This window comes from Mesobacillus sp. ABV4_180 (assembly GCF_056158485.1).
In genome coordinates this window covers 2,527,536-2,550,183 of the sequence record NZ_JBSWTJ010000001.1, presented here as the reverse complement: position 1 = coordinate 2,550,183, position 22,648 = coordinate 2,527,536, and the positions used below count along the sequence as shown (strand labels likewise).

Annotated in this window: 27 protein-coding genes; 25 read left to right on the top strand and 2 right to left on the bottom strand. The window is 40.8% G+C overall.

What is annotated here, in order from left to right:
* Positions 1-1,140 precede the first annotated feature (1,140 nt).
* From ACXAEA_RS13010 to ACXAEA_RS12995, 4 genes are all read left to right on the top strand, one after another.
* On the top strand, positions 1,141-1,524 hold the full coding sequence (locus ACXAEA_RS13010) for a hypothetical protein (protein WP_475096310.1): 384 nt from the start codon (positions 1,141-1,143) through the stop codon (positions 1,522-1,524).
* 282 nt (positions 1,525-1,806) lie between these two features.
* Positions 1,807-2,394 (top strand): hypothetical protein, encoded by a 588-nt coding sequence (locus tag ACXAEA_RS13005; RefSeq protein ID WP_475096309.1) that lies wholly within the window; start codon positions 1,807-1,809, stop codon positions 2,392-2,394.
* 160 nt (positions 2,395-2,554) lie between these two features.
* Complete coding sequence (locus ACXAEA_RS13000; protein WP_475096308.1) at positions 2,555-2,938, top strand: DUF1398 family protein; 384 nt, start codon at positions 2,555-2,557, stop codon at positions 2,936-2,938.
* Positions 2,939-3,062: 124 nt separating this feature from the next.
* A complete protein-coding gene (locus ACXAEA_RS12995) occupies positions 3,063-4,601 on the top strand; it encodes a DUF4145 domain-containing protein (protein WP_475096307.1) in 1,539 nt (512 codons plus the stop codon).
* Between the two features lie 45 nt (positions 4,602-4,646).
* Here the strand turns inward: ACXAEA_RS12995 and ACXAEA_RS12990 are convergent, their stop codons facing one another.
* Positions 4,647-5,327 (bottom strand): Dph6-related ATP pyrophosphatase, encoded by a 681-nt coding sequence (locus ACXAEA_RS12990; protein ID WP_475096306.1) that lies wholly within the window; start codon positions 5,325-5,327, stop codon positions 4,647-4,649.
* Positions 5,328-5,671: 344 nt separating this feature from the next.
* Between ACXAEA_RS12990 and ACXAEA_RS12985 the strand changes: the two genes are divergently transcribed.
* The 10 genes from ACXAEA_RS12985 (at position 5,672) to ACXAEA_RS12940 (ending at position 15,275) form a co-directional block, all read left to right on the top strand.
* Positions 5,672-6,562, top strand: a complete 891-nt coding sequence (locus tag ACXAEA_RS12985; RefSeq protein ID WP_475096305.1) for a nitrilase-related carbon-nitrogen hydrolase — start codon at positions 5,672-5,674, stop codon at positions 6,560-6,562.
* An 81-nt stretch (positions 6,563-6,643) separates the two neighbouring features.
* On the top strand, positions 6,644-8,017 hold the full coding sequence (locus tag ACXAEA_RS12980) for an NAD(P)-dependent oxidoreductase (RefSeq protein WP_475096304.1): 1,374 nt from the start codon (positions 6,644-6,646) through the stop codon (positions 8,015-8,017).
* A gap of 21 nt (positions 8,018-8,038) precedes the next feature.
* Positions 8,039-9,325, top strand: a complete 1,287-nt coding sequence (preA, locus tag ACXAEA_RS12975) for an NAD-dependent dihydropyrimidine dehydrogenase subunit PreA (RefSeq protein WP_475096303.1) — start codon at positions 8,039-8,041, stop codon at positions 9,323-9,325.
* Between the two features lie 319 nt (positions 9,326-9,644).
* The gene (locus tag ACXAEA_RS12970) at positions 9,645-9,944 is read left to right on the top strand and encodes a hypothetical protein (protein WP_475096302.1); all 300 of its coding nucleotides are present in this window, start codon (positions 9,645-9,647) and stop codon (positions 9,942-9,944) included.
* 114 nt (positions 9,945-10,058) lie between these two features.
* Positions 10,059-11,474 (top strand): dihydropyrimidinase, encoded by a 1,416-nt coding sequence (hydA, locus tag ACXAEA_RS12965; protein WP_475096301.1) that lies wholly within the window; start codon positions 10,059-10,061, stop codon positions 11,472-11,474.
* 247 nt (positions 11,475-11,721) lie between these two features.
* Positions 11,722-13,197: an NCS1 family transporter gene (locus ACXAEA_RS12960; protein WP_475096300.1), complete on the top strand. Its 1,476-nt coding sequence runs from the start codon at positions 11,722-11,724 to the stop codon at positions 13,195-13,197.
* Positions 13,198-13,208: 11 nt separating this feature from the next.
* Positions 13,209-13,433, top strand: coding sequence for a hypothetical protein (locus tag ACXAEA_RS12955; RefSeq protein WP_475096299.1), 225 nt, complete (start codon positions 13,209-13,211; stop codon positions 13,431-13,433).
* Positions 13,434-13,454: 21 nt separating this feature from the next.
* Positions 13,455-13,685, top strand: a complete 231-nt coding sequence (locus ACXAEA_RS12950; RefSeq protein WP_475096298.1) for a hypothetical protein — start codon at positions 13,455-13,457, stop codon at positions 13,683-13,685.
* Between the two features lie 317 nt (positions 13,686-14,002).
* Positions 14,003-14,530, top strand: a complete 528-nt coding sequence (locus ACXAEA_RS12945) for an RNA polymerase sigma factor (RefSeq protein WP_475096297.1) — start codon at positions 14,003-14,005, stop codon at positions 14,528-14,530.
* Positions 14,514-15,275: a hypothetical protein gene (locus tag ACXAEA_RS12940; RefSeq protein ID WP_475096296.1), complete on the top strand. Its 762-nt coding sequence runs from the start codon at positions 14,514-14,516 to the stop codon at positions 15,273-15,275. The genes ACXAEA_RS12945 and ACXAEA_RS12940 overlap by 17 nt, the downstream gene beginning before the upstream one ends.
* 77 nt (positions 15,276-15,352) lie before the next feature.
* Here the strand turns inward: ACXAEA_RS12940 and ACXAEA_RS12935 are convergent, their stop codons facing one another.
* On the bottom strand, positions 15,353-15,478 hold the full coding sequence (locus ACXAEA_RS12935; protein ID WP_264188227.1) for a hypothetical protein: 126 nt from the start codon (positions 15,476-15,478) through the stop codon (positions 15,353-15,355).
* A 240-nt stretch (positions 15,479-15,718) separates the two neighbouring features.
* Between ACXAEA_RS12935 and ACXAEA_RS12930 the strand changes: the two genes are divergently transcribed.
* The 11 genes from ACXAEA_RS12930 (at position 15,719) to ACXAEA_RS12880 (ending at position 22,481) form a co-directional block, all read left to right on the top strand.
* Entirely contained in the window at positions 15,719-15,922 is a 204-nt protein-coding gene (locus tag ACXAEA_RS12930) for a PspC domain-containing protein (RefSeq protein WP_475096295.1), read from the top strand.
* A 214-nt stretch (positions 15,923-16,136) separates the two neighbouring features.
* Entirely contained in the window at positions 16,137-16,658 is a 522-nt protein-coding gene (locus ACXAEA_RS12925; protein ID WP_475098124.1) for a GNAT family N-acetyltransferase, read from the top strand.
* Between the two features lie 120 nt (positions 16,659-16,778).
* Entirely contained in the window at positions 16,779-17,198 is a 420-nt protein-coding gene (locus ACXAEA_RS12920) for a GNAT family N-acetyltransferase (RefSeq protein WP_475096294.1), read from the top strand.
* Positions 17,199-17,241: 43 nt separating this feature from the next.
* Entirely contained in the window at positions 17,242-17,553 is a 312-nt protein-coding gene (locus tag ACXAEA_RS12915; protein WP_475096293.1) for a YciI family protein, read from the top strand.
* Positions 17,554-17,627: 74 nt separating this feature from the next.
* The gene (locus tag ACXAEA_RS12910) at positions 17,628-18,056 is read left to right on the top strand and encodes a GNAT family N-acetyltransferase (protein WP_475096292.1); all 429 of its coding nucleotides are present in this window, start codon (positions 17,628-17,630) and stop codon (positions 18,054-18,056) included.
* A 152-nt stretch (positions 18,057-18,208) separates the two neighbouring features.
* Positions 18,209-18,691 carry a DUF2975 domain-containing protein gene (locus ACXAEA_RS12905; protein ID WP_475096291.1) on the top strand — a complete coding sequence of 161 codons (483 nt, stop codon included), beginning with the start codon at positions 18,209-18,211 and terminating at the stop codon, positions 18,689-18,691.
* Positions 18,692-18,701: 10 nt separating this feature from the next.
* On the top strand, positions 18,702-18,923 hold the full coding sequence (locus ACXAEA_RS12900; RefSeq protein ID WP_475096290.1) for a helix-turn-helix domain-containing protein: 222 nt from the start codon (positions 18,702-18,704) through the stop codon (positions 18,921-18,923).
* Between the two features lie 67 nt (positions 18,924-18,990).
* Positions 18,991-19,791, top strand: a complete 801-nt coding sequence (locus ACXAEA_RS12895; protein WP_475098123.1) for a DUF817 domain-containing protein — start codon at positions 18,991-18,993, stop codon at positions 19,789-19,791.
* Positions 19,792-20,295: 504 nt separating this feature from the next.
* Entirely contained in the window at positions 20,296-20,991 is a 696-nt protein-coding gene (locus ACXAEA_RS12890; protein ID WP_475096289.1) for a hypothetical protein, read from the top strand.
* 46 nt (positions 20,992-21,037) lie between these two features.
* Complete coding sequence (locus ACXAEA_RS12885; RefSeq protein ID WP_475096288.1) at positions 21,038-21,736, top strand: DJ-1/PfpI family protein; 699 nt, start codon at positions 21,038-21,040, stop codon at positions 21,734-21,736.
* 478 nt (positions 21,737-22,214) lie between these two features.
* Positions 22,215-22,481 carry a hypothetical protein gene (locus ACXAEA_RS12880; protein WP_475096287.1) on the top strand — a complete coding sequence of 89 codons (267 nt, stop codon included), beginning with the start codon at positions 22,215-22,217 and terminating at the stop codon, positions 22,479-22,481.
* The last annotated feature ends 167 nt before the right edge of the window (positions 22,482-22,648 follow it).

The following is a 22,648-nucleotide window of genomic DNA, read 5'->3' as shown; positions in this document are numbered from 1 at the left end:
TACTAATTTCTATAACTTTCCTTGCTTCAATTATTTTAAGCAGTTCATTTTTTTCAAATCATGCTTATTTAAGAAGTTGTTCCAAATTAGCAGCGGCTATCTTCTTTTGTGCTTACGCTATTAAATTTAGGAGGAATTTTAAAACGGCTTTACTCTTCTTTGCTTGCTCTGTAATATGTATTTTCCTATCTGTTAAGTCATTATTTTAGTTTTATAATAGATTGAAATTAGCATATAAAAAAGATGAAAATTAATAGACCTTCTTTAACTAACAGGTGCGTTGATCCAAGAAGGATTAACGCACTTTTTGTTGAACTTACTTATTGAACTAAAGGGGCAGGATAGCATAAAAAGAAATTGAATAAATAGGTAGTATTTAAAGAAAGTAATTTTATTGTTCCAAATCAGAATAGTTCAGTAAAGATTGATTAATAGGGAGCTGAAAGATGAAATATAAAAAAAGAAATAGAGGCGGCTTTTTTAAAGATACCCTAATTGAACTAATTGGTGAAGTCGTTTGGAACATGTTAATGTTTATACCAAGATTGATAATTCGCTTAATAAGTAACATTTGGTGAAGCAGTTAGTCAAATTGGACTATGGCGCTGACTGTGAAAATAACAATTAAATTTATAAAACGGGTGCGTTGGTCTAGAAGAATTAAGCCCCTTTAAAAGTCTTATTGAACAAAGGAAGCAGTAATCTTTATTAAGGTGATTTGTTTTTAAAAATGAAACTAATAATGGATAGGGAGTGAGAATATTGAATTTTCTTAGTTGGTATGATTAAATTACACCCACTAATCCATTTGCTTCATTATTTTTCGGCGTCATATTTACAGTTATTATTGGAATTACTGTCTGGATAGATACTAAAAAAGTTAGAACTACAACATTAGCTATGGCAGTAGGGGTTTTTATAACTATATTCGGAGTGACATTATTAAATTTGATAGGATATTATGGTTAATTGAATTAACAGGTGCGTTGATCCAGCAGGATTAGCGGCCTTTTTTGTTGAATTCTTTATTCAACAAAAAAGGCAGTTTAGTTGAAAAAACTAATCCAAAGGTACGTAAATATGAATGCTTTGGAACTTATAATAATTGATAATCGTATTTGTTAGAAAGGAGGTAATAAATTGAAAAAAGTTGGAATGATTTTAGGTTTATTTATAGCCGTTTTTGCAGTGATCATATATGTAAATAAATTGCATTATCCTTCTCTTCCGATAGATGATATGTCTGCAAAAGAAGCGATTGATATACTTGGAGAATCGGAAAGTAAAATAGCAGAAATTGCAGTAGAAGGCGATTTTATTTGGTATATCACACGTAGTGAGAACAAAGGTATCGCGATTGCTGATGAAAATATAAAACATATGATTGGTTCAAATGGATGGGAATTTAAAGAAAAAGATGGTGCTGGTCTGTTCTTTGAAAAAGACGGAAGGAGATTAATTGCCACCACTCAAATGTGGACTAAAAATTATGTTCTCGTTAAAATTCCAAGTAATTTTAAATAATAGAGGTTTTTTATTAAGCTAACAGGGTGCTTTGTTAAAGATGGCTCGACCAAAAATAAAAATCGCTTAAGGTTACTGTTGAGTGATTTTTTTATTCCCCAAATCATTTCTGCTAGCAAAATTGCAGGTTAAACTGTACCGTAATTTGCACTCTTACAGAACTTTCTGTTAGTCTTCAATTTGATGGTCTATTTGCATTGCATAATTAATTTTGTGACAGGTAACTGAACCCGTTAACTTTATATACTCATTTTTAGAATTTTGCTCAGCAAGGATGATTGTGTGTTTAATGATGGATTTCCAGATTATTTAAAGGATGATGAGACAAAAGCGGTTGCCCTGATTCCTGATCAAACTTACCATAACGTTGCAATTGGTGTATCCCAGGATTATATTCAATATTATCAAGATAATAAAATGATTAGGTTTCCTTATCGCATGTATTTCATAGATGATTCAGATCAAATTATCGACAATTTAAGTGCAAGGCAAAAAATGATTCTTCATTGCATTTATTCAAGAAGCTGTGACGGGGTTGTTCGCCAGAAGCATATTTATTCATTGCTTCAGATGGATTATGAAGATTGGGCTATTCCTTATATCGTGAAAATCTGTGATGAATATGTCGTAGAAATAATAGAGATGACCTATGAAATTTTAAAAGAAGAGGATACAGAACGGATTAAGACATTTTGTCTTGAAAATGTTGAATCGTTGTGTAAAAGCTATAATCGGATGATTAGTTACTGGAACGAATATCACAGGTCAAAATACAAAGATTTTCATCATTACATTGGCAGGAAGTTATATAGGGATTGTTTCGGTTACACAAGGAAACTCGAACGCAGAAAAAACAGTACACTTAAATGAACAAGTGCGTTGGTCCGGGATGAAGGATTAACGCTTTTGTTATGTAAGTCTTCAATCGATATTTGCTAGTTGATTTATGGAATTATTATAAGAATAAGAAATACCTGCAAGGTTAGAATTATGATATAGGGTCTATAAGAATTCTAAATGGAGGTTTTTTATGAACGACAAAATAACAGAAATTGAGTTTCAAGAGATGATCGGCAGAAGAAGTAACGGCGAGTTAAGCTTTCCCCAATTTTTAGAAGAATTGTCCCAAAGAGGAATTACTGAATACGAAATAGAGGTCGCTACAGGTCAAGCCACATATAAAGGCATCCATTCAGAGTTTAAAACAGGTCCTCAAGTAAATCTGATTGTTTCAGAACAATTAAATAAAAATAAGCTTCGTGAGGCGATCGCAAATATTTCTCTTCCATTTGTAGATTTTTTAAAAGAGATTGCTGATGCTGGAATTGTAAGCTACCGGGTGTTCATACCTGAGAAAAGGGTCAGATACATTGGTATAGGGGAAGAAGAAACTGACGAACAGCTTACTATTTAAATAACTTTTTAAAATCGCAGTGCAGACATCAGGGAGAACCAGTGTCTGCCATTTTGCCATTTAGGAAAATATCCAACAATGAATATGGTAAAATAGTAGATAGATTTCATTCGGGGGATTCAATATGAATACAAATACATATTTTTATCAATTTTTAGAGCCGATTTCCAAGGAACTGGCGCTGGTTGCGAAGGAATTGGAGAATAGCATTTTTACGAGCCCGCGCACGATGCTGACTCATTCGCGGGTGTTCATTGAGAATATTTTGCAACAGGTGACGAAAGCGGAAGGGATTGTGGAGGATCCGCGGACTGGTTTGAAGGAAAGGCTTGATCTTCTTAATGATCAGGGGTACCTTATTCCGGAGATCCGCGATGCGCTTCATTTGGTGCGGAGACTGGGGAACCAGGCGGCACATGATGCACGGATGTTCCGCTATTCTGAGGCCCTTTTATCATGGGAAGCTTTGTATAGCATAGTGAAATGGTATGTTGAAGTGTACGGGCCAGTCAATGTGGAGGTGCCTGACTATCAGGATCCATCTCCTCAGGTGGAGAAAGTGTTTGATATGACCGAGCTTGAGGTGAGATTGAAGGGGCTTGAAGAGTTGCTGAAAAATCCGATAACTGCACCAGCCGAAGCTGCTGTGAACGAAGAAGTGGCCGCAACGGCAGAAGCTCCTGCGGTTGAGGTGCAGGAGACACCTGGGTTCACACCGATCCGGACGATCAGATATAAAGGAAGATCGCTTGACGTCCCATATTTCCTGCGTGACGCATTCCTTTTGCCGCAGCGATTCGATAAATCGGAAACCTTCCTCATCCGCCTTGGTGCCGAGCAGGAAGCCCGTATCATGAGTGAGCTGCCAAGCAATCTTGAAGGGCTCCATAAAAATGTGAAGCGATATACTGAGAAGAATGATGAGCAGTTTTTCGAGGAACTAGGGAACTTCATTGAAGAGGAGAAGGCCCGCAGGAACCTGACATTGAAGCGGCCAGGGGAACTGTTCTTCTTTTACAAAGCCAACCATCTCGTTGTCACGGAAGAGCTGTCGAAAGTTCCGCTGACTGCCGGGGAATTCACTGGAATCCCGAGCTTGTTGAGACAGCTGAATGAAGACCAGATCGAAACGGTCGGCCAGCTTCCGAAAGAGCTAGTGATTTTGGCGAAATATGAAAATGTCGGAGTTGGGACGGTTGAGAAGCTATTTGACCAGTTGAAGGCGAAATTGCAGGAAAGTGCCGGCGCAAGTAAAGATGAGAGTTATAGCGAGGAAAAAAAGAGCTATAAGAAGTGGGAATCGCTGTATGTGAACGTAACGTATGGAAATACGCAAGGCGTGATTCGCGGTGAAAGTGTTCCTTCCATTTGGAAGGAAGCGTTGAAATGGATCGAGGAGCGAAGACTGCCGCTTCATGACCTTGTCAAAGAGGGCGTGATCCTTGGTTCAACTGACAACGGCAAACGTTATGCCATCGCACTTGAACCGATCCATCCTGATCAAAGGCATTTCACGCAAATTCATACCTATGAATCTCAGATTATAGGGGAAATTTATTACCTTGAGACGAAAATCAACCCGAAATCCGGACTGGAGACACTGGGGAAACTTCTCAGCAGACTGGGCGTAAAGGTGGATATACCGTTATTGAAGGGTGAATAAAGTGATGAAAGCCAGGGATCATTCGATTCCTGGCTTTTTGCTGGTTTATTCTTTATCCACCAATTGGCATTGTTGGACATCCAAAGACCAAAGTCCAGAATTCAAGACAACGCCAGACTTAGTCAAATTCACTCTTTTATGAAAAATAGGACCATCCAGTACGAATGTGTGGTATTCACCTAATTCTCCCATCACGCATAAATCAAGCTTCTGAATTTCAGCGGAAAAGCTGCTGTTTAGAGATCTGCCAGCCCACGATGAGTCAAAATGTTTTTCTGAAGCGCGGCAAACAACCGCAGAAAAACCGAGTGATATGAACTCCTCTAGAAGCTTGGTTGATTCCTCCGGCGAGATCCAAACCGGAAAGAGAGGCTTGAGCCCTGCTTTAGTTGCGATTTCCTCATTCCATTTACGATCCTCCATGGAATACAAACTGCCAAAGGCAATTTCGGTTAGGCCCTGTTCCTCTTTAAGTCGAGTCAATGCATGGATCAACGATTCTTCATAATTGCCTGCAGAATCGACTAAAACTAATGGGATACGTAGCGCTTGAGCTTGTGATTTCAGGATTTCTAATTTGATGCCATGTGCATGATTTCGATCATCTTTTTTAGAGACCATTGATAGCAAACAGGCGACATTCTTGTTTTCTTTTAAGAGACGATCTAAAGCCAGACAGGCATCCTTCCCGCTGCTCCAGCATACAGCAACCTTCGTTTCGGCCAAAATTCTTCACAACCTTACTAAATATCTTTACTTACATTATAAGAGCAGAAATCAAATATTACCATGGGAAGAAAAGTGGAATAAGATTTTCATATACAAGCATATCTTACATAGTGCATAGTGGATACAGTACATTTTTTAACATTGTGTATAGTGCAAAGGTACAGGCAAAAAAGTAAAATATACTTAAGTTTCTAATTATTCAGAAAACATTGGAAGGGAGAGTAGTAGATTACATACTTACTCTACAACAAGAAAATTGTGACGCTTGCTAAAAATAGTTGTAAGCGCTTACAAAAAACGACATCTATTTTAACTTTTTTATATAAAAGGGGGAACTGAAAATGTCGGATAAAGTAAAAATTGGTCTGATCCAGGCTTCTAATGACGTTGATGGCCGGGAGCCGGTAGAGGTTCATAAGGAAAAGGCAATCGAGAAGCATATCAAATTGGTCAGGGAAGCAAAGGATAAAGGTGCGCAGATCATCTGCCTGCAAGAGATTTTTTATGGACCTTACTTCTGCTCTGAGCAAAATCCGAAATGGTATGATGCCGCGGAAGAGATTCCAATCGGGCCAACGACCAGGCTTTTTCAGGATCTGGCGAAAGAGTTAGGCGTCGTCATTGTTCTCCCTATTTATGAGCGGGAAGGGATCGCTACCTACTATAATACCGCTGCCGTGATTGATGCGGATGGCTCGTATCTAGGAAAATACCGAAAGCAGCATATTCCGCACGTTGGGGTTGGCGACCAGGGCTGCGGTTTCTGGGAAAAATATTATTTTAAGCCTGGAAATCTGGGCTACCCGGTATTCGACACGGCCTTTGCCAAGGTTGGGGTCTATATTTGCTATGACCGCCATTTTCCAGAGGGTGCGAGATTGCTAGGGTTAAAAGGTGCCGAGGTGGTCCTGAATCCGTCTGCAACTGTCGCGGGGCTGTCCGAATACTTATGGAAGCTTGAGCAGCCTGCCCATGCGGTTGCGAATGGCTACTATGTAGGTGCAATCAATCGTGTTGGCATGGAAGGCCCGTGGAATATGGGCGAGTTTTACGGCCAGTCTTACCTGGTGGACCCACGCGGGAATTTTGTGGCGATGGGAAGCCGCGACCAGGATGAGGTCATCATTGGCGAAATGAATAAGAAGCTGATCAGGGAAGTGCGTGACACATGGCAGTTCTACCGTGACCGCAGGCCGGAAACGTACGAAGAAATGACTGCACTTTTACCATAACAAATAACTGCTTCATAAAAGGGCTTTACAGAATGTGACGTAAAGCCCTGTTTCCGATTTTATCAGAAGGGGGTTCGTTTGATGAGTAAAGGAAATCTCGCGAAAATCTCGTATGACGATTTAAAAGTAAATTTTCAGGAAGTGCATCCAGGATTGACGAATCAGGAAGCATTTGAGGAAGCGAACCGCTGTTTGTACTGCTATGATGCTCCGTGTATTCAGGCATGTCCGACGGGTATCGATATCCCGACATTCATTAAGAAAATCGCGTCGGGTAACCTGAAGGGATCTGCGAAGACGATTATGACTGCGAACCCGATTGGTGCAAGCTGTGCGCGCGTCTGCCCGACCGAGGAGCTTTGCGAAGGATCATGTGTGCTGAATCATTCGACAAAGCCAATCATGATTGGCAATCTGCAGCGGTATGCAACCGACTGGGCAATCAGGAATGATCAAGTGCTGTTCCAGGCTGGTGCAAAGAATGGGAAGACAGTCGCGATTGTCGGCGGCGGTCCGGCTGGCTTGTCGGCAGCACGTGAGCTGGCGTTGCTTGGATATGATGTGACGATTTTTGAAGCGGCGGAAAAAGCGGGCGGATTAAACACGTACGGAATCGTCTCCTTTCGATTGCCTCAAAACATTTCCTTCTGGGAAGTGAAGCAGGTGGAAAGTCTTGATGTTAAGATTCGTACGAATACCAGAGTTGGCTTTGATATTTCTGTTGATGAAATCATTGATCAGCATGACTTTGTCATTTTAGCGGTGGGGATGTCTAAGGTGCCGGATCTTGGCATTGATGGCGAAGATTTAGATGGAGTGTATGACGCGATCGACTTTGTCAAGGCGACGAAAACGAAGCCGATTGACAATCAATTTTTAGGTAAAAAAGTCGTTGTCATCGGTGCCGGGAATACGGCGATTGATGGTGCTACCTGCTCAGTGCGGCTTGGAGCTGAAAACGTTAAGATCTTGTATCGCCGAACAGTGGAAGAGATGACGGCGTACGATTTTGAATATGAATTTGCCAAGCAGGATGGCGTCGAGTTCCGCTGGCTGACTGCTCCTGTGAAGATCATTGGCGACGGAAATGGCAAAGTGAGAGGAATTGAATGTGTAAAAATGGTGCTCGGGGAGCCGGGTGAGGATGGACGCCGCAGACCTGTAACGCTAGAGGGATCTGAGTTTATTTTAGAGGTCGATGCGGTCATCAAGGCGATCGGTCAATCGAGATATGTAAGTTTGCTTGAAGAGTTCGGTCTGGAGCATGATGGCGGTGTCGTGAAAATTGACCCTAATACGTATCAAACATCGAATAAGAAAGTGTTCGCTTGCGGCGATGTGATTTTTGGCAAGGGCCAGGGAGAGGCAATGGTCGTGTCTGCAGCACAGCAGGGAAAGGATGCGGCATACGCGATTCACCAGCTCGTGTCGAGTTCGGTTCCGGAAACAGCCTAATAGACAAAGGGAGGTAAGTGTATGGCAGATTTACGTATCAATTTGGCAGGAATTAAGTCACCCAATCCGTTTTGGTTAGCTTCTGCTCCTCCAACCAACTCGGGCTATCAAGTCCAGCGCGCCTTTGAGGCTGGCTGGGGTGGTGCGGTATGGAAGACGCTCGGCGATCCAATCCTGAATGTCTCTTCCCGCTTTGCGGCGGTAAGTTTTAACGGGCAAAAGGTAGCCGGGTTCAACAATATTGAGCTGATCACCGACCGCCCGCTTGAGGTGAATTTAAAAGAAATCTATGAAACAAAGAAAAAGTTCCCGAACCACGCGATCATTGCTTCGTTGATGGTCGAGCCAAAGCAGGATAAATGGCATGAGATTGTCAAGCGCGTTGAGGATGTGGGTGTCGATGGCCTCGAGCTCAATTTTGGCTGTCCGCACGGAATGGCTGAGCGTGGGATGGGCGCTGCTTCAGGACAGGTGCCTGAGCTCGTGAAGATGCAGACGTATTGGGTAAAAGAAGTCGCGCAGACTCCGGTAATCGTCAAGCTGACACCGAATATCACCGATATCACCGTCACGGCCGAAGCAGCGTGCGAAGGCGGAGCCGATGCGATTAGTATGATCAACACAATCAACAGCCTGGCTGCGGTGGATATCCATACCTGGGATACGGTACCGCATGTAGGCGGAAAAGGTGCGCATGGCGGCTATTGCGGACCGGCGGTAAAGCCGATTGCACTTCATATGGTTGGAGAATGTGCACGGAATCCGCGGATCAATGTCCCGATTTCCGGAATTGGCGGTATCTCCAACTGGCAGAATACCGTTGAATTTATGCTGATGGGCGCAACGGGAGTGCAAGTATGTACGGCGGCGATGCACCACGGCTTCCGAATTGTCGAGGACATGATTGAGGGCTTGAACAATTACCTCGATGAAAAAGGAATTGCCTCGGTGATGGATCTGGTAGGCAAGTCGGTTCATAAATACTCCGACTGGGGCGATCTTGATTTGAATTACAAGATTGTCGCCAGAATCAATAATGATACATGCATCAACTGCAATAAATGCCATATCGCCTGTGAGGATACCTCGCATCAGTGTATCGATATGCTGAAGGACGCGAGCGGAAACAGCTATCTGAAAGTGCGCGAAGAAGATTGCGTCGGCTGTAATCTATGCTCGATCGTTTGTCCGGTAGACGGTGCGATCGACATGGTCGAGCTCAAGAGCGAGCTGCCGCCAATGACCTGGAACGAGCGCCAGGCCGCGCTTGGCGTGCTGGCTTGTGGTGTGGATCCGGTTGTTAAGTGAGATGGAGATTGGTGAGGCAAGAGCTTGAGTTAGGAGCAGGACGGAGTTTCGGAGTGAAAGAGTAGTAACTTAGAAGAGCTCTATGATCCCAAACTTGTGCTGAGCATGGGAAAGGGAACATAGACCCGGTCTATGTTCCCGATCAGGGTGGCGAAGTGTAAGAAAGGTAACTTAGAAGTTTGGTATGTGTCCGAACTTGAGGTTGTAGGTCAAGATCGGGCACAAAAAAGTGTTTTCATTGTCCGATATGTGGTGATTGGAGCTTGAATGGGAACGCAAACCAGGTTTCATTGCCCGAACGAAGGAGAATGGAGCTCGAATGGGAACGCAAATTCATTGCCCGAAATGTGGTGTTTGGAGCTTGAATGGGAACTCAAACCAGGTTTCATTGCCCGAACGAAGGAGAATGGAGCTCGAATGGGAACGCAAATCAGGTTTCATTGCCCGAACGAAGGAGATTGGAGCTCGAATGGGAACGCAAATCAGGTTTCATTGCCCGAACGAAGGAGATTGGAGCTCGAATGGGAACGCAAATCAGGTTTCATTGCCCGAACGAAGGAGATTGGAGCTCGAATGGGAACTCAAACCAGGTTTCAATGCCCGAACGAAGCAACTGTAACTTCAAAAGGGTTCTCAATCAAACTAGGAAAAACAAAATAAAGTAAATCTTACTCAATTCTTTAACAAATATGAAACTTTACTTCACTACAGCATTCTTTTTAGGAGGTATATCATGAAAAAGGTGATTAAGAACGGAACGATCGTAACAGCTACGGATACGTACTTGGCGGATGTACTCGTTGAGAATGGGGTCATCAGCATGATCGGAGAGAGTCTGCCCACGCAGGGAGCGGAGGTTGTGGATGCGAAGGGATGTTATGTGTTCCCTGGCGGCGTGGATCCGCACACTCATTTTGATATGCCGTTCGGCGGGACGGTTACGAAGGATGATTTTGAGACGGGAACGATTGCTGCTGCGTTTGGCGGGACGACAACCGTTATTGATTTTTGCTTAACAAATAAAGGGGTTCCACTGAAGGATGCAATCGAAACGTGGCATGCAAAGTCAAAGGAAAAGTCAGTCATCGACTATAGCTTCCACTTGATGATTGGGGAGATTAATGATGATGTTCTCGGACAGCTTCCTTCTGTCATCAATGATGAGGGCATCACATCCTTCAAGGTGTTCATGGCCTATAAAAACGTCCTGCAGGCGGATGACGAAACACTTTTCAAAACGCTGCTGGCGGCAAAGGACCTGGGAGCACTTGTCATGGTCCATGCTGAAAACGGCGATGTCATTGAATACCTGACAAAACAGGCACTGGCACAGGGCAACACGGATCCGATTTATCACGCGTTGACAAGACCTGCTGAAGTGGAGGGAGAGGCAACGGAGCGGGCAGCAACATTTACTGGTCTGGCGAATTCCCAGCTTTATGTCGTTCACGTTTCCTGTGCTGATGCGTCAAGGAAAATTGCTGAAGCCAGGAATAAAGGCATCGAAGTTTGGGGTGAAACTTGCCCACAGTATTTGGTGCTTGATCAGTCCTATCTGGAGAAGCCTGATTTCGAAGGTGCGAAATACGTATGGTCACCACCACTTCGTGAAAAATGGAATCAGGATGTTCTGTGGAACGCGTTAAAGACTGGCCAGCTGCAAACTGTAGGCTCTGATCAGTGTTCTTTTGATTTTAAGGGGCAGAAGGAATTAGGAAGAGGAGACTTTTCTAAGATTCCGAATGGTGGACCAATCGTTGAGGATAGAGTATCCATTATGTTCTCTGAGGGAGTTTTAAAGGGAAGAATCTCGCTCAACCAGTTTGTTGATGTAACCTCCACACGGGCTGCAAAACTGTTTGGCTTGTATCCTAAGAAAGGAACGATCGCAGTCGGTGCGGATGCAGACATTGTCATTTTTGATCCATCTGTGGAGAGAACAATTTCTGCTGAATCTCACCATTTGGCTGTTGATTACAGTGCTTTTGAAGGAATGAAGGTGACAGGGGAGCCTGTATCTGTTTTATCAAGAGGGGAGTTTGTTATTCGGGATAAAACGTTCGTAGGAAAACCGGGTGCCGGTCAGTATCTCAAGCGGGCGAAATATGGTGAAGCAAAAACGAATGAAAATAAAACACTGACCTTCTAATCTAGCAGACACCCAGCAAAAATACATGAAGAATTCTCAGAAACCATTCCTTATGAATCATTCCATCGCCACAGTGAGGGAGCCAACTCCCTTGCTGTTGGCCATGTCATGATAGTTTATTAAATTCAGTGTTGACTTTTTTGTTAAAAAAGGAGGTGGACCGGAAGAATTTATTAATAGGTCAATTGAAATTCTTCTGCTTTTTGAATTCAGAAAATTGTGTATATTTTATTTTGGGGGTGTCTGAATGAGTAAAAATGGTAATTACTTAAAGTCTCCTGACTTACTGCCAATTTCACACGATAAAAGGAATATTGGGGCATTTGGTTTTTCTGTCATTTGGATTGGTATGGCGATTGTACTTGCAGCATTCGCAATTGGCGGTGCAGGGATCCAAACGCTGCCGCTTGGATGGGTAATCGTTGCAACGATTGTTGGTTCGGTAGCGATTGGGATATTTATGACAATCATCGGGGACATTGGGGTAGAGCACGGACTCTCGTTTCCGGTGTATATGAGAGCACCTTTCGGAACGATGGGCACCCATATTCCATCACTTGTCCGTGGTGTGGCGGCTTCCTGCTGGTTTGGGATCAACACCTATTTTGGTGCAACGGCTATTAATGGAATTTTAAACTTACTCTATGGTTATGATAATTGGTTTATCTGTTTCGTGCTATTTGCAGTTGTGCAGCTTGTGAATACAGCACTTGGAATCAAAGCGGTTGAACGATTTGCCGACCTGGCAGCACCAATCATCATCATCATTTCCTGCTGGATGTATGTGTCACTTTCAGATAAGGCGATGGCAGAAGGCAGAGACATTTGGGTGTGGGTTGAAAGCCCGGTTACTGGGGGAGCGGCATTCACAGCATTTATGGTCGTTGTTATGGCGAACATGGGATTCTGGGCGACGCTAGCAGCTGATATGCCTTCGCTATCACGTTTCTTCAAGGCTCCTAAAAACGAGCGTAACTGGTTCAAGCGCAACAAGGCTCAGATTGCTGGCAGCGTGATTACGATGCCTATTGTAAATACGTTTATGGTGATTATTGGAGCTGTTTCTTATGTTGCAGTATTGAATTATGACCCGATTGTTGGGCTTCAGCAAGCGGCGAGCGGCTTCATTCTCGGAATTCTCTTATTGATGATTGTTCTTGCACAATGGTCGACGAATACATCTGCTAACGTAATACCGGCTGCGACGATTTTCTCCAATATTGGCGGTCCCAAAGTTCCATTCTGGGTGGGAGTAATCTTGGCTGGTGTTGTAGGTATTGCGGTCCAGCCATGGAGTCTATTCGGCATCATCATACCGGCTCTGCTTGTCATAGGTGGTATTCTGTCAGCAATCGTTGGAATCCTGTTCACTGATTATTATGTCCTTCGAAAAAGGAGAGTAAATGTGCAGGAGTTATATGAAGATCACGGACAATTCAGGTATATGAACGGATTTAATCTTGCTGGCTTGATCGCATGGGTTATTGGCGGAGCAGCAGCTTACTATTTCCCATCCTATTCCTTTATAGTAGGTTTTCTCGTAGGTGCCGTCATCTATTATTTCCTGGCAAAACACTGGTGGTTTGTGAAATACAAGCAGGCTGAAATTGAAGATCCGAGCGATGAGAAATATCTTGGGATTACAGTTGGCCGGGATTGGACGATTGAAGAAGGTCTTGATCCGGTCGTTATTCCGGAAGCGACAAATCCAATTAACACATAATTGAAAGGAGAGTGACATCTTTGTCAGAGTACCAGGAATTTTTACAAGAAAGAGACCGGATGGATTTTATGATCCAGCAGGGCTTTCGAATCAAGAATGTCGTGGAGAATTTGAGCGGCGCGTTCGTTGAATTCGAAAATGCTGAAGGTGAGAACGAAACACTGCAGATTCTTACACCCGATGCACGGAAATATTTTTCGGTACTTTTATTGAAGCAGCAAAAAGCTGGGGCTTAGAAGGAAGGGGAGGGTTGAACAATGGAATATTTCTTAAGATGCCGGGATAATGTTTTTCCATGTGAAGTCACGATTGATGAGGATAACGGGCGGTATATGATCAAAAAAGCAGACTCCAGCGGCGAGGTGTTCAACTCTTCGACCGAGCTGGTCCATTGGATTTTGAATAACTGGGAGACCGAGGATTTTCACGATGAAGCCCAGTTTGAGGAAATGCTAAAGGAGATTCAGGAAACCCTTCTGGTAAAATGAAACAGGGGGACGGTTCTTGTAAATCAGGGGTACAAAAACAAAGGGACGGTTCTTGTGTTTCAGATAACGGTATTCGTTTAGTTTTGAGTTTAGCTGATTGACCTGTTGGAGGTCGGTCAGCTATTTTTGTGGAACAGGGGGACGGTTCTGGTGTTTCAGATAACGGCATAATTTTGGTCGTGTAAAACAGTAGAACCGTCCCCAGTGTTTTAGGTACAATTAATTCGGGATTTATTATTAAAAAAATTACAAAAAACACAACCTTTTTTAAATTAATACGTCTAAGTATTATGTTTTTTAACAGGGAGAGAATTTGCATGTTCGATTATAGAGAAGAGGAGATTAACGAATGGTACGATCAGTATCATCAGACAATCTTTAAGTTTATTTTGATGTTAACGAGAGATTATCAGCAGGCTGAGGATCTGACCCAGGAGACCTTTTTCAAAGCATATAAGTATCATCATACATTTAAGGGAGATTCAAGTGAAAAGACCTGGTTGTTCAGTATCGCTCATAATGTGACGGTGGATTATCTTAGAAAACAAAAGCCGATCCAATTTTTCAAGGAGTTCTTTCATCCTCCAATTGAAAGCAAGCTTTTACCTGAAAATGTTGTACAGATAAAAGAAAGTTCAAGGGAAATTTACGAAGCCTTAGGAAAACTAAAGCCAACTCACCGGGAAGTCATTATTCTTAGAAAGATAAAAGGGTTCTCAATAAGTGAAACTGCGGAAATCTTGAATTATTCGGAAACCAAGGTGAAATCCACTTTGAGTCGTGGATTGTCAGCTTTGGAAAAAATCCTGAAGAAAGAGGCGGTACTACATGAATATACAAAATGAAACGAAAATATTTGACCGCGCTCTTCAGAAGGTAGAATTTGATATGGAATGGAGCCTGAATCAGTCGGATATAGTCAGAAATAAGTTGGACAGAAAGATTAAAAAGGAAAAATTCAAGTCGCATACATATAAACTGATCAGATTCGTATCGACCATTGGTGTTGCCTTGGCATTCCTATTTTTAGTTATCGTTCAAGTAAGCAGTCCATCGAGCTTGCTTCAAAAGTCATTAGTCTCATTAAGTGAATCCAACAGTAAGAAACTATACACAATGGAACTCATTAATGGCAAAGAAACTCCGGTGTTAACGAAAAAAGGAATGGAATCTGTTGTTTACCCCATGGATGCACATAAGAAGATCGACACCATCATCGGGGAACCAAACATTGTGCCTGTTATTGTGAATAACGGAAATAAGGAAATATTATTTATCCAGGCTTTTTATCCAACAAGTTCAGAAGGAAGATTTATCAATGTTCATAATACAGAAAATACAAAGAAATCTGTAGAAGAGATGATGGTCCTTTTCCTGCCTGAACAGCCGCTTTACGGCAGGATCATCAGAGAAGTAAATGTCGCTGGCCAGCGAGCAGTGCTTTACGAGCCAACAACAAAATATGGCTCAGCCCAGTTATTCATTATTACAGAAAAATATATATACTATATGTCGAATGAAGGCCCTGTAGATAAGCCACAGGGCGATGGAGAAGAATTAATCCAACTTGCAAACCTGTTCAATTTTTGAACAAGGGGACGGTTCTGGTGTTTCAGAATCTGGTGTGAACTAAAACAGAAGAACCGTCCCCACGTTTTTCCCCACAATTACTTCCTCTTTTGAGCTTTCAGCTTGTTCATTTCAAGTTCCGCAGCATATTCCTCTTGTGATTTTCCTTGTTTGAAACTTTCAGATTGGATTTTCTTGAACTTGTTGTCATTTTGATTTGGCATGGTGACACCTCCTTTTCAGGCACATGGGGACGGTTCTAGTGTTTTTAGAAACTATATAAAATATGTTTGATGAAACAGAAGAACCGTCCCCTTGTTTTCCAAAGGTATTTTGCACAAAGGGGGGAGGTTTATTCGAGTTCATTGCGATTGGGTGAAAAAATGAAACCTTAAGGGATTTCAGTCGTATAGTTACAAATAATGGAATGGGTTTAGAGCTAATCACATTTGGGAGGTATTTTGGTGAAAGCATTATACAGGTCCACGAATGACAAACAGCTATCAGGCTTACTGGGCGGCTTAAGTGAAATGTATAACATTGATGTTAGTATTCTTCGGATTCTGACCGTATTATCTGGATTCTTTACTGGCGGTCTCATCTGGTTTCTTTATATTGTTGCAGCATTTATTGTTCCAACTGACAAACAAGTAAAGAAAAAACTTTAACCAATTGAGCTATTTTTGCAGGATTCATACGACGTGAAGGAGAAATGATTCTTTTTTATAAGTGGATTGGAGGGGAATTATGGTCACTCTTTACATAACCCGTCCTGGAGAAACGGCTTGGAATAAAAAGAACAGAATGCAGGGCTGGTTGGAGCAGAGGGGGAAGGTTTAAGTGTTTTTAGAGAATAGATCCGATGAAACAGAAGAACCGTCCCTGTGTTTTAAAAATGGCGGGTTAACCGTTCGTCTATTGAGTGAAAATGATAAACACCTTTTAGTTAAATGGCTCTCAACCCCTGAGGTTCTTGAATTCTATGAAGGCAGGGACAATTCTTTTGATTTGCAAAAAGTCTCCGACGTTTTTTATTCTCCTGATGATGAGGATGTTAAATGCATTATTGAGTATGACGGCAAAGAGATCGGTTATATCCAATTTTACGAATTAGATGAGACTACTAGAAAAGTATATGGATATGAAAAAGGGCGGATTTTTGGGACGGACCAGTTTATCGGTGAAGTGGATTATTGGAATAAAGGGATTGGGTCATTATTGGTTTGCTCAATGACAGCCTATCTTTTTGCCAAAAAAAATGCAGATAAAGTGGTCATGGATCCTCAAGTCAGGAATACAAGGGCGATTAACTGCTATGAAAAATGCGGATTTAGGAAAGTGAAGCTGCTGCCCAAACGAGAGCTCCACGAAGGTGAATACCGTGATTGCTGGTTGATTGAATGAAATAAATGAGTTGTTTTTAGAGGTATTAAGGGAGTGGAAAATAGTGCATCGATCCAAAAAGGATTAATGCACTTTTTTGTTGAATTTCTATATTACTAATGTGAGTTTGGGAGGTTTCGCGTGGAAATCAAATTAAATAACAATGAAATGGCATTTATTCGCCCATATGTAAAAGATGATTTCAACCATATTCAACATTTAAATAAAGAAGAGGGCTGGACAAACTTAGTGGAAAAATCCATGAATACAAGTCAGGGATGGGAAAAGTCGAATATAGCTTTTGTGGTAGAATCAAATAACCGAGGAATAATCGGGTATATTCGCGGTCTTACTGATAGCCATATAAGTCTTTATATTTGTGAATTGCTTATTGATAAAAATTATCGGGGATTAGGCTTGGGAAGAAAGTTGCTTGCGTACGTACATGCTCTGTACCCCGAAACTAGGATCGAAATGCTTGCGAGTAGTTCTTCCCAATCCTATTATGAAGGTTTAGGTTATCGTCCTTTTTATGGATATAGGAAGGCGTTTGGTGAATAGAAGTTCAGCTGCATAAAAATTTTTTTTTGTTAGGAGTGGAACAGTGAGAGAATTCATCTATATTTTAAAATTAATTCCTCGATTATATGAAGAACAGAATTGGACCGATGAAGATCGTGAAATAGTCGGTCAGCATTTTATTCGACTGAAAAATTACTGTGATGAAGGGAAAGTCATTACTGCTGGAAAAACGGATGGAGAAAGTGAAAAAACCTTTGGAATCGTTATTTTTATTGAAGAAAACGATGAAATGGCAACGGTATTCATGAATGAAGATCCTGCTGTTAAGCATGGGATTATGACGGCTGAGGTGTTCCCTTATCGAACAGCTCTTATGAAGACCTCGTCCAATTAAATCTATTGATAGCATTCACAATAGATAATCTTGAACATAGTAAAATTTCATGAAAATGTAAGGGGAAGTATTAGATGAATGAAATTGTAAAAATAATGAAATCGGATCCGGAGATTATGTCTACTTTTAGTACCTTTAAACAACTTCGGCCACATCTAACAGAAGAAGAATTTTTAAGTAAAATTAGAAGATTACAAGATGATTATGGGTATCAATTGGTTGCCCTCATACAAAATAATGATGTTAAGGCAACTGCTGGTTACAGGATTACTGAATCCCTGGCCTGGGGGAAATATATGTATGTAGATGATCTGATCACGAATGAAACAAGCCGTCGTAAAGGGTATGCAGGAATCCTCTGGGAATGGCTGATCAAGCAGGCAAAGGTAAATGGATGTGAGCAATTTCATTTGGATTCAGGTGTCCAAAGACACGATGCTCACAGATTTTATCTAAAGGGTGGCATGGATATTACTTGTCATCATTTTCAAGTGACACTTTAAATGGAAAGGGGCTGCACAGTCAATCTGACGGATTAACTGTGCAGCCTTTTTTTATTTCGATAAATTAATCAATGAAAACGAAAAATATTTATTGAAAAACGATAAATTATCTGTTAAATTAATTTTGACAATATTTAAATGGGGTGCTTTTAATGAAACAAGGAACAACTCTCTTTTTAAAGATGGCTGTTATTCTTATTGGACTTCCGGTTCTTGCTTTGTGCATATTTGTGGTGCCTGAGATTGCAAATTTCATGGTGGAATTGGTACCAGGCCATCCTTATTTGAAATATCTCATATTTATCGATTTATATGCTGCGGCAATACCTTTTTACTTTGCTTTATTACAGGCCTTTAAACTTTTGCAGTACATTGACAGGAATGAAGCTTTTTCTGATCTATCCGTAATGGCATTGAAAAAAATCAAAAACGCTGCCATCACAATCAGCATCTTGCTTTCAGCGGGGATGCCACTCTATTATCTGATGGCTGAGTTTGACGATGCCCCTGGTATCATCCTAATTGGATTAGTGCTTATTTTCGCTTCAATGGTGATCGCAGTCTTTGCTGGTGTTCTTCAAAAACTGTTAAAAGAAGCAATTGAAATAAAGTCAGAAAATGACTTAACGGTCTGAGGTGAAAACGATGGCAATGATAATCAATATTGATGTGATGCTGGCTAAAAGGAAAATGAGCGTAACCGAACTTTCGGAACGGGTTGGAATTACCATGGCCAATCTTTCTATTTTGAAAAATGGCAAGGCTAAAGCGATTCGGTTTTCGACGCTGGAGGCAATTTGTAAAGCTTTGGATTGTCAGCCAGGAGATATTTTGGAGTATCAAAATGATGATGAGATTGAAGAATAACAGCCAGTCAAATGGTGGAGGAAGTCTCCTTGGAAATGCCCATGGAGTAAAATTGGAGGGGGAAATGATGAGAGCAATTAAGCAACTCGTTCGTTTTGGCTGGGAACAGGCTCTTTCCTGTTTGTTTCCTGTTGTTATTTTTGCCTCATTAGCATTGACACAAATCATGCCACTTCCCTTCCTTCCGCGGTATGACTGGCTGCTCATCATCTGCCTGCTGATGCAGTGGTGGATGGTGCGCTCAGGACTGGAAACTCGGGATGAGTTAAAAGTGATTACATTGTTCCACATAATTGGTCTGGTTCTTGAACTATTTAAGGTACATATGGGGTCCTGGTCATATCCAGACGAAGGATATTCCAAGATTTTCGGAGTGCCATTGTATAGCGGATTTATGTACGCAAGTGTGGCGAGTTACCTTTGCCAGGCGTGGAGGAGATTGAAGGTTGACCTTGTTGCGTGGCCGCCTTTTTTGGTCGTGGTAGCCCTAGCATCGGCGATTTATTTGAATTTCTTTACTCACCATTTTTGGATTGATGTACGCTGGTGGTTATCAGGACTTGTCATTATCGTTTTTTGGAAGTCATGGGTCACTTACGATGTGGGCGGTACTCGTTACCGCATGCCAATCGCACTTTCATTCGTGCTCATCGGATTTTTCATCTGGATCGCCGAAAATATCGCCACATTCTTTGGAGCTTGGCAATATCCAAACCAGACCGATGCATGGAGCCTTGTTCATTTAGGAAAAGTGAGCTCATGGCTTTTGCTGGTGATTGTCAGCTTTTTAATAGTCGCAACGTTAAAGCAGGTTAAGGGGGCGAATGCCACTCTTCCAATAGTGAAGGACGAATTACACAAAAATTGAATCAAAGATAGATTAAGTAGACAGTCATAGAAATTTAAATTCTATACTGTCATTTTTTTTTGCAACACGAGTACTAATGTTTCTTCATTGATGAATATTTATGATTCACCGATCGATTCAATAAAAAAGGATTATCGTTCCTGTTTGTTGAACATATTCCTTATATGGAAAGATGAGCTTTAAAATATACTAGGAGTGAATGAACTTGAAGGCCAAATACCTATTGTTACTCATAAGTTTTATCGGGTTTTGTATCATAGGTGTGATCGTACATATTGAGCATATAAAAGCAGATGAGTATGCAAAGTTTGATGGTAGTTTGCAAGCAGAGTATAAGGCATTGAATTTAGAAATAATTGATACAATTTATTTCCCTTTTATTGTTGTCAGTTTTTTGATTCTATTTATCGTTTTGAAATTTTATGGCAAAAGGATCTCTTTTTCCAATAGAGTATAGCTGCTTTCAATGGAGGGTTGGAAGATTTTTAAAGAGGGTGATTTGAAGTGAAGTTGTTCAAGTCCGGAAATAAACATAAGCGTATTGAAAATTGCGATACAACGGTCCAGACACCCCTTGGTAATACTTCTTTTGGGATTAGACTCAATGATGAAGATCTATCAAATATTTTTACAAAAGAGACTTATTACCGATTAGCAAACGGAGGAATGTCTATTTGTTATTATCATTCGGACTTTCTTGCAGAACTGGTAATCTGTGAGCCATCGATCAATATTCCAGCCAATATGAATGTGGAAAAGGTGTTTGGTGCTGTTTGGAGAGTTAAAGCCCTTGTTGATCATTTTAGATGTGATTTTTACGGAAGATTAAATCCAATTGATGCAATAGAAGTTGATGGCCATCCTGACAGTGGAGAAGGCTTGGATGCGATCACATGGGACTATGATAAATACCGCCTTACACTTGGAACGGAAGATGGTCCTAGTCTTGTACAGCGAGCAAAGATCAAGCGTTTGATGCCAGATCGTTTCAACATAAAAGACGAAATCGCTCAACACGCTATCGTTGAATATTTGCAAAATGGTCTTTTGGTGCAAATTCCAGAATTACCGAAGAATGAATGCTGCCAGGTTCATTTTGTTTTGGCATGGAACCAGTCCGAAGGTTTTGATGACAATTCAACTTGGTTCGCAGTGGATATGAAGGCTGAAAATATACTGGGTACTGAGTTTTTGTCTTAAATTGAAAAAGGATATATTAAAAAAATAATGGGTATTAAGGAGAATTATGAAAATAATCATTTATGTGTACAACGGTATAACAATGCTCGATGCTATTGGACCATATGAGGTTTTAAGGAATATGACAGATGCCGAAATATACTTTGTTGCTGAAAGAACAGGTGAAATAAAGGCTGATTCTGGTTTTATCGATATTAATGTAAAGCATAGTATTGCTGATGTGAAAGAGGCGGATGTTTTAGTCATACCAGGTTCAACGATAGGATTTATTGAGGAAATGAAAAAAGAGAATGTTTTAAAGTGGATAAAGGAAATCGATAAAACAACAAAATGGACTACATCTGTATGTGCTGGTTCTATGTTACTTGCTTCAGCAGGTTTACTCAAAGGATTAAAAGCCACTTCACATTGGAAGCCAATTAATCTATTAAATGATTTCGGCGTGATTCCGACAAGAGAAAGAATTGTTGAACAAGGAAAATATATCACTGCCGCTGGTGTATCAGCAGGTATAGATATGGCTCTATTTTTAGCGAATAAAATTGTCGGAGAAGATGAAGCTAAAGCCATTCAACTTGTAATAGAATACGATCCACAACCAATTTTTCATTCGGGCAATTATTCTAATGCTGAAGAAAAAATAATAAAGATTGCCGAAAAGAAATTATCAAAAGCTGCAAAAAAAGGACTGGGGTTACTAGGTTTGTTAAAACATTCAAAAGATGTTCTTAAAATAATGAAATAGTTCAGCTTCTTGCTATATTCAGAGTAAAAGAGAAAGTAGAATAGAGTAAAAACCACAAAGAGGATTATGTTCTTTGTGGTTTTTGTTATTTTTTCTTGCTAATTTATATGGGAATTTCATTGTGTTTTCTTCTGTTAATTGCTATGTTTCTGCATTTTTCCCGACATGAACTGAACTACTTAATGAAATATAACGGCTTCTGATTTCGAGTGCAAAAAATTAATTGGAACTCAAATTTGGCAGTCCTAACCCAATAAAAATGGATTGCTTCTTATTGTTGTTATATTAAAATGGTAAATTAGCTTAGTTAAACAAGCAATTTTGCTCGTTAAAGGGTTGGATGTTTTACATATAATGAATATAAATGGTATTAATGGTTTAATTCTATGTCCTCAGCTAGTGAAATTGATATAGAAAAAGTTTCTAATTCATTTAAAGAACTATTAAAACTATATAATCACTAGTAGAATTGAGAGAAATGAAGAATAAAAAGCAAATTGTGAATAAGACAACTGTAGATCAAAAGCTAAATTATCCAAATCAGCCTTATTCTATTCAGGTAGAAGGGGGGGTTAAACCCAAAAAGTTAAAAACTTCTTTCCGGTTCATTTTCCAAATACTATTTATATTAAGATTGGCTGGGGTGATGTTAGCTAAAAATGACCCTGAACTTGGACTATCAGTTTCTTTAATTGTATTAGGCGGATTATTTATAACTTCTTTGCTGGAGAGAGGGATTTTTTAAGATACAGTATTATTCCGTCTCTTTTTGCTGGACTAACGGGTCTTATGATAAATGTTCAACAGTTAAAAAAGAGCAGCGAATTTAATTGCACCATTTTAGCATTGTTCCAGTTAAGGATTGGTGCTTGGTATTCGAAGATTTGCATAACTACAGAATAGGAAGATAAG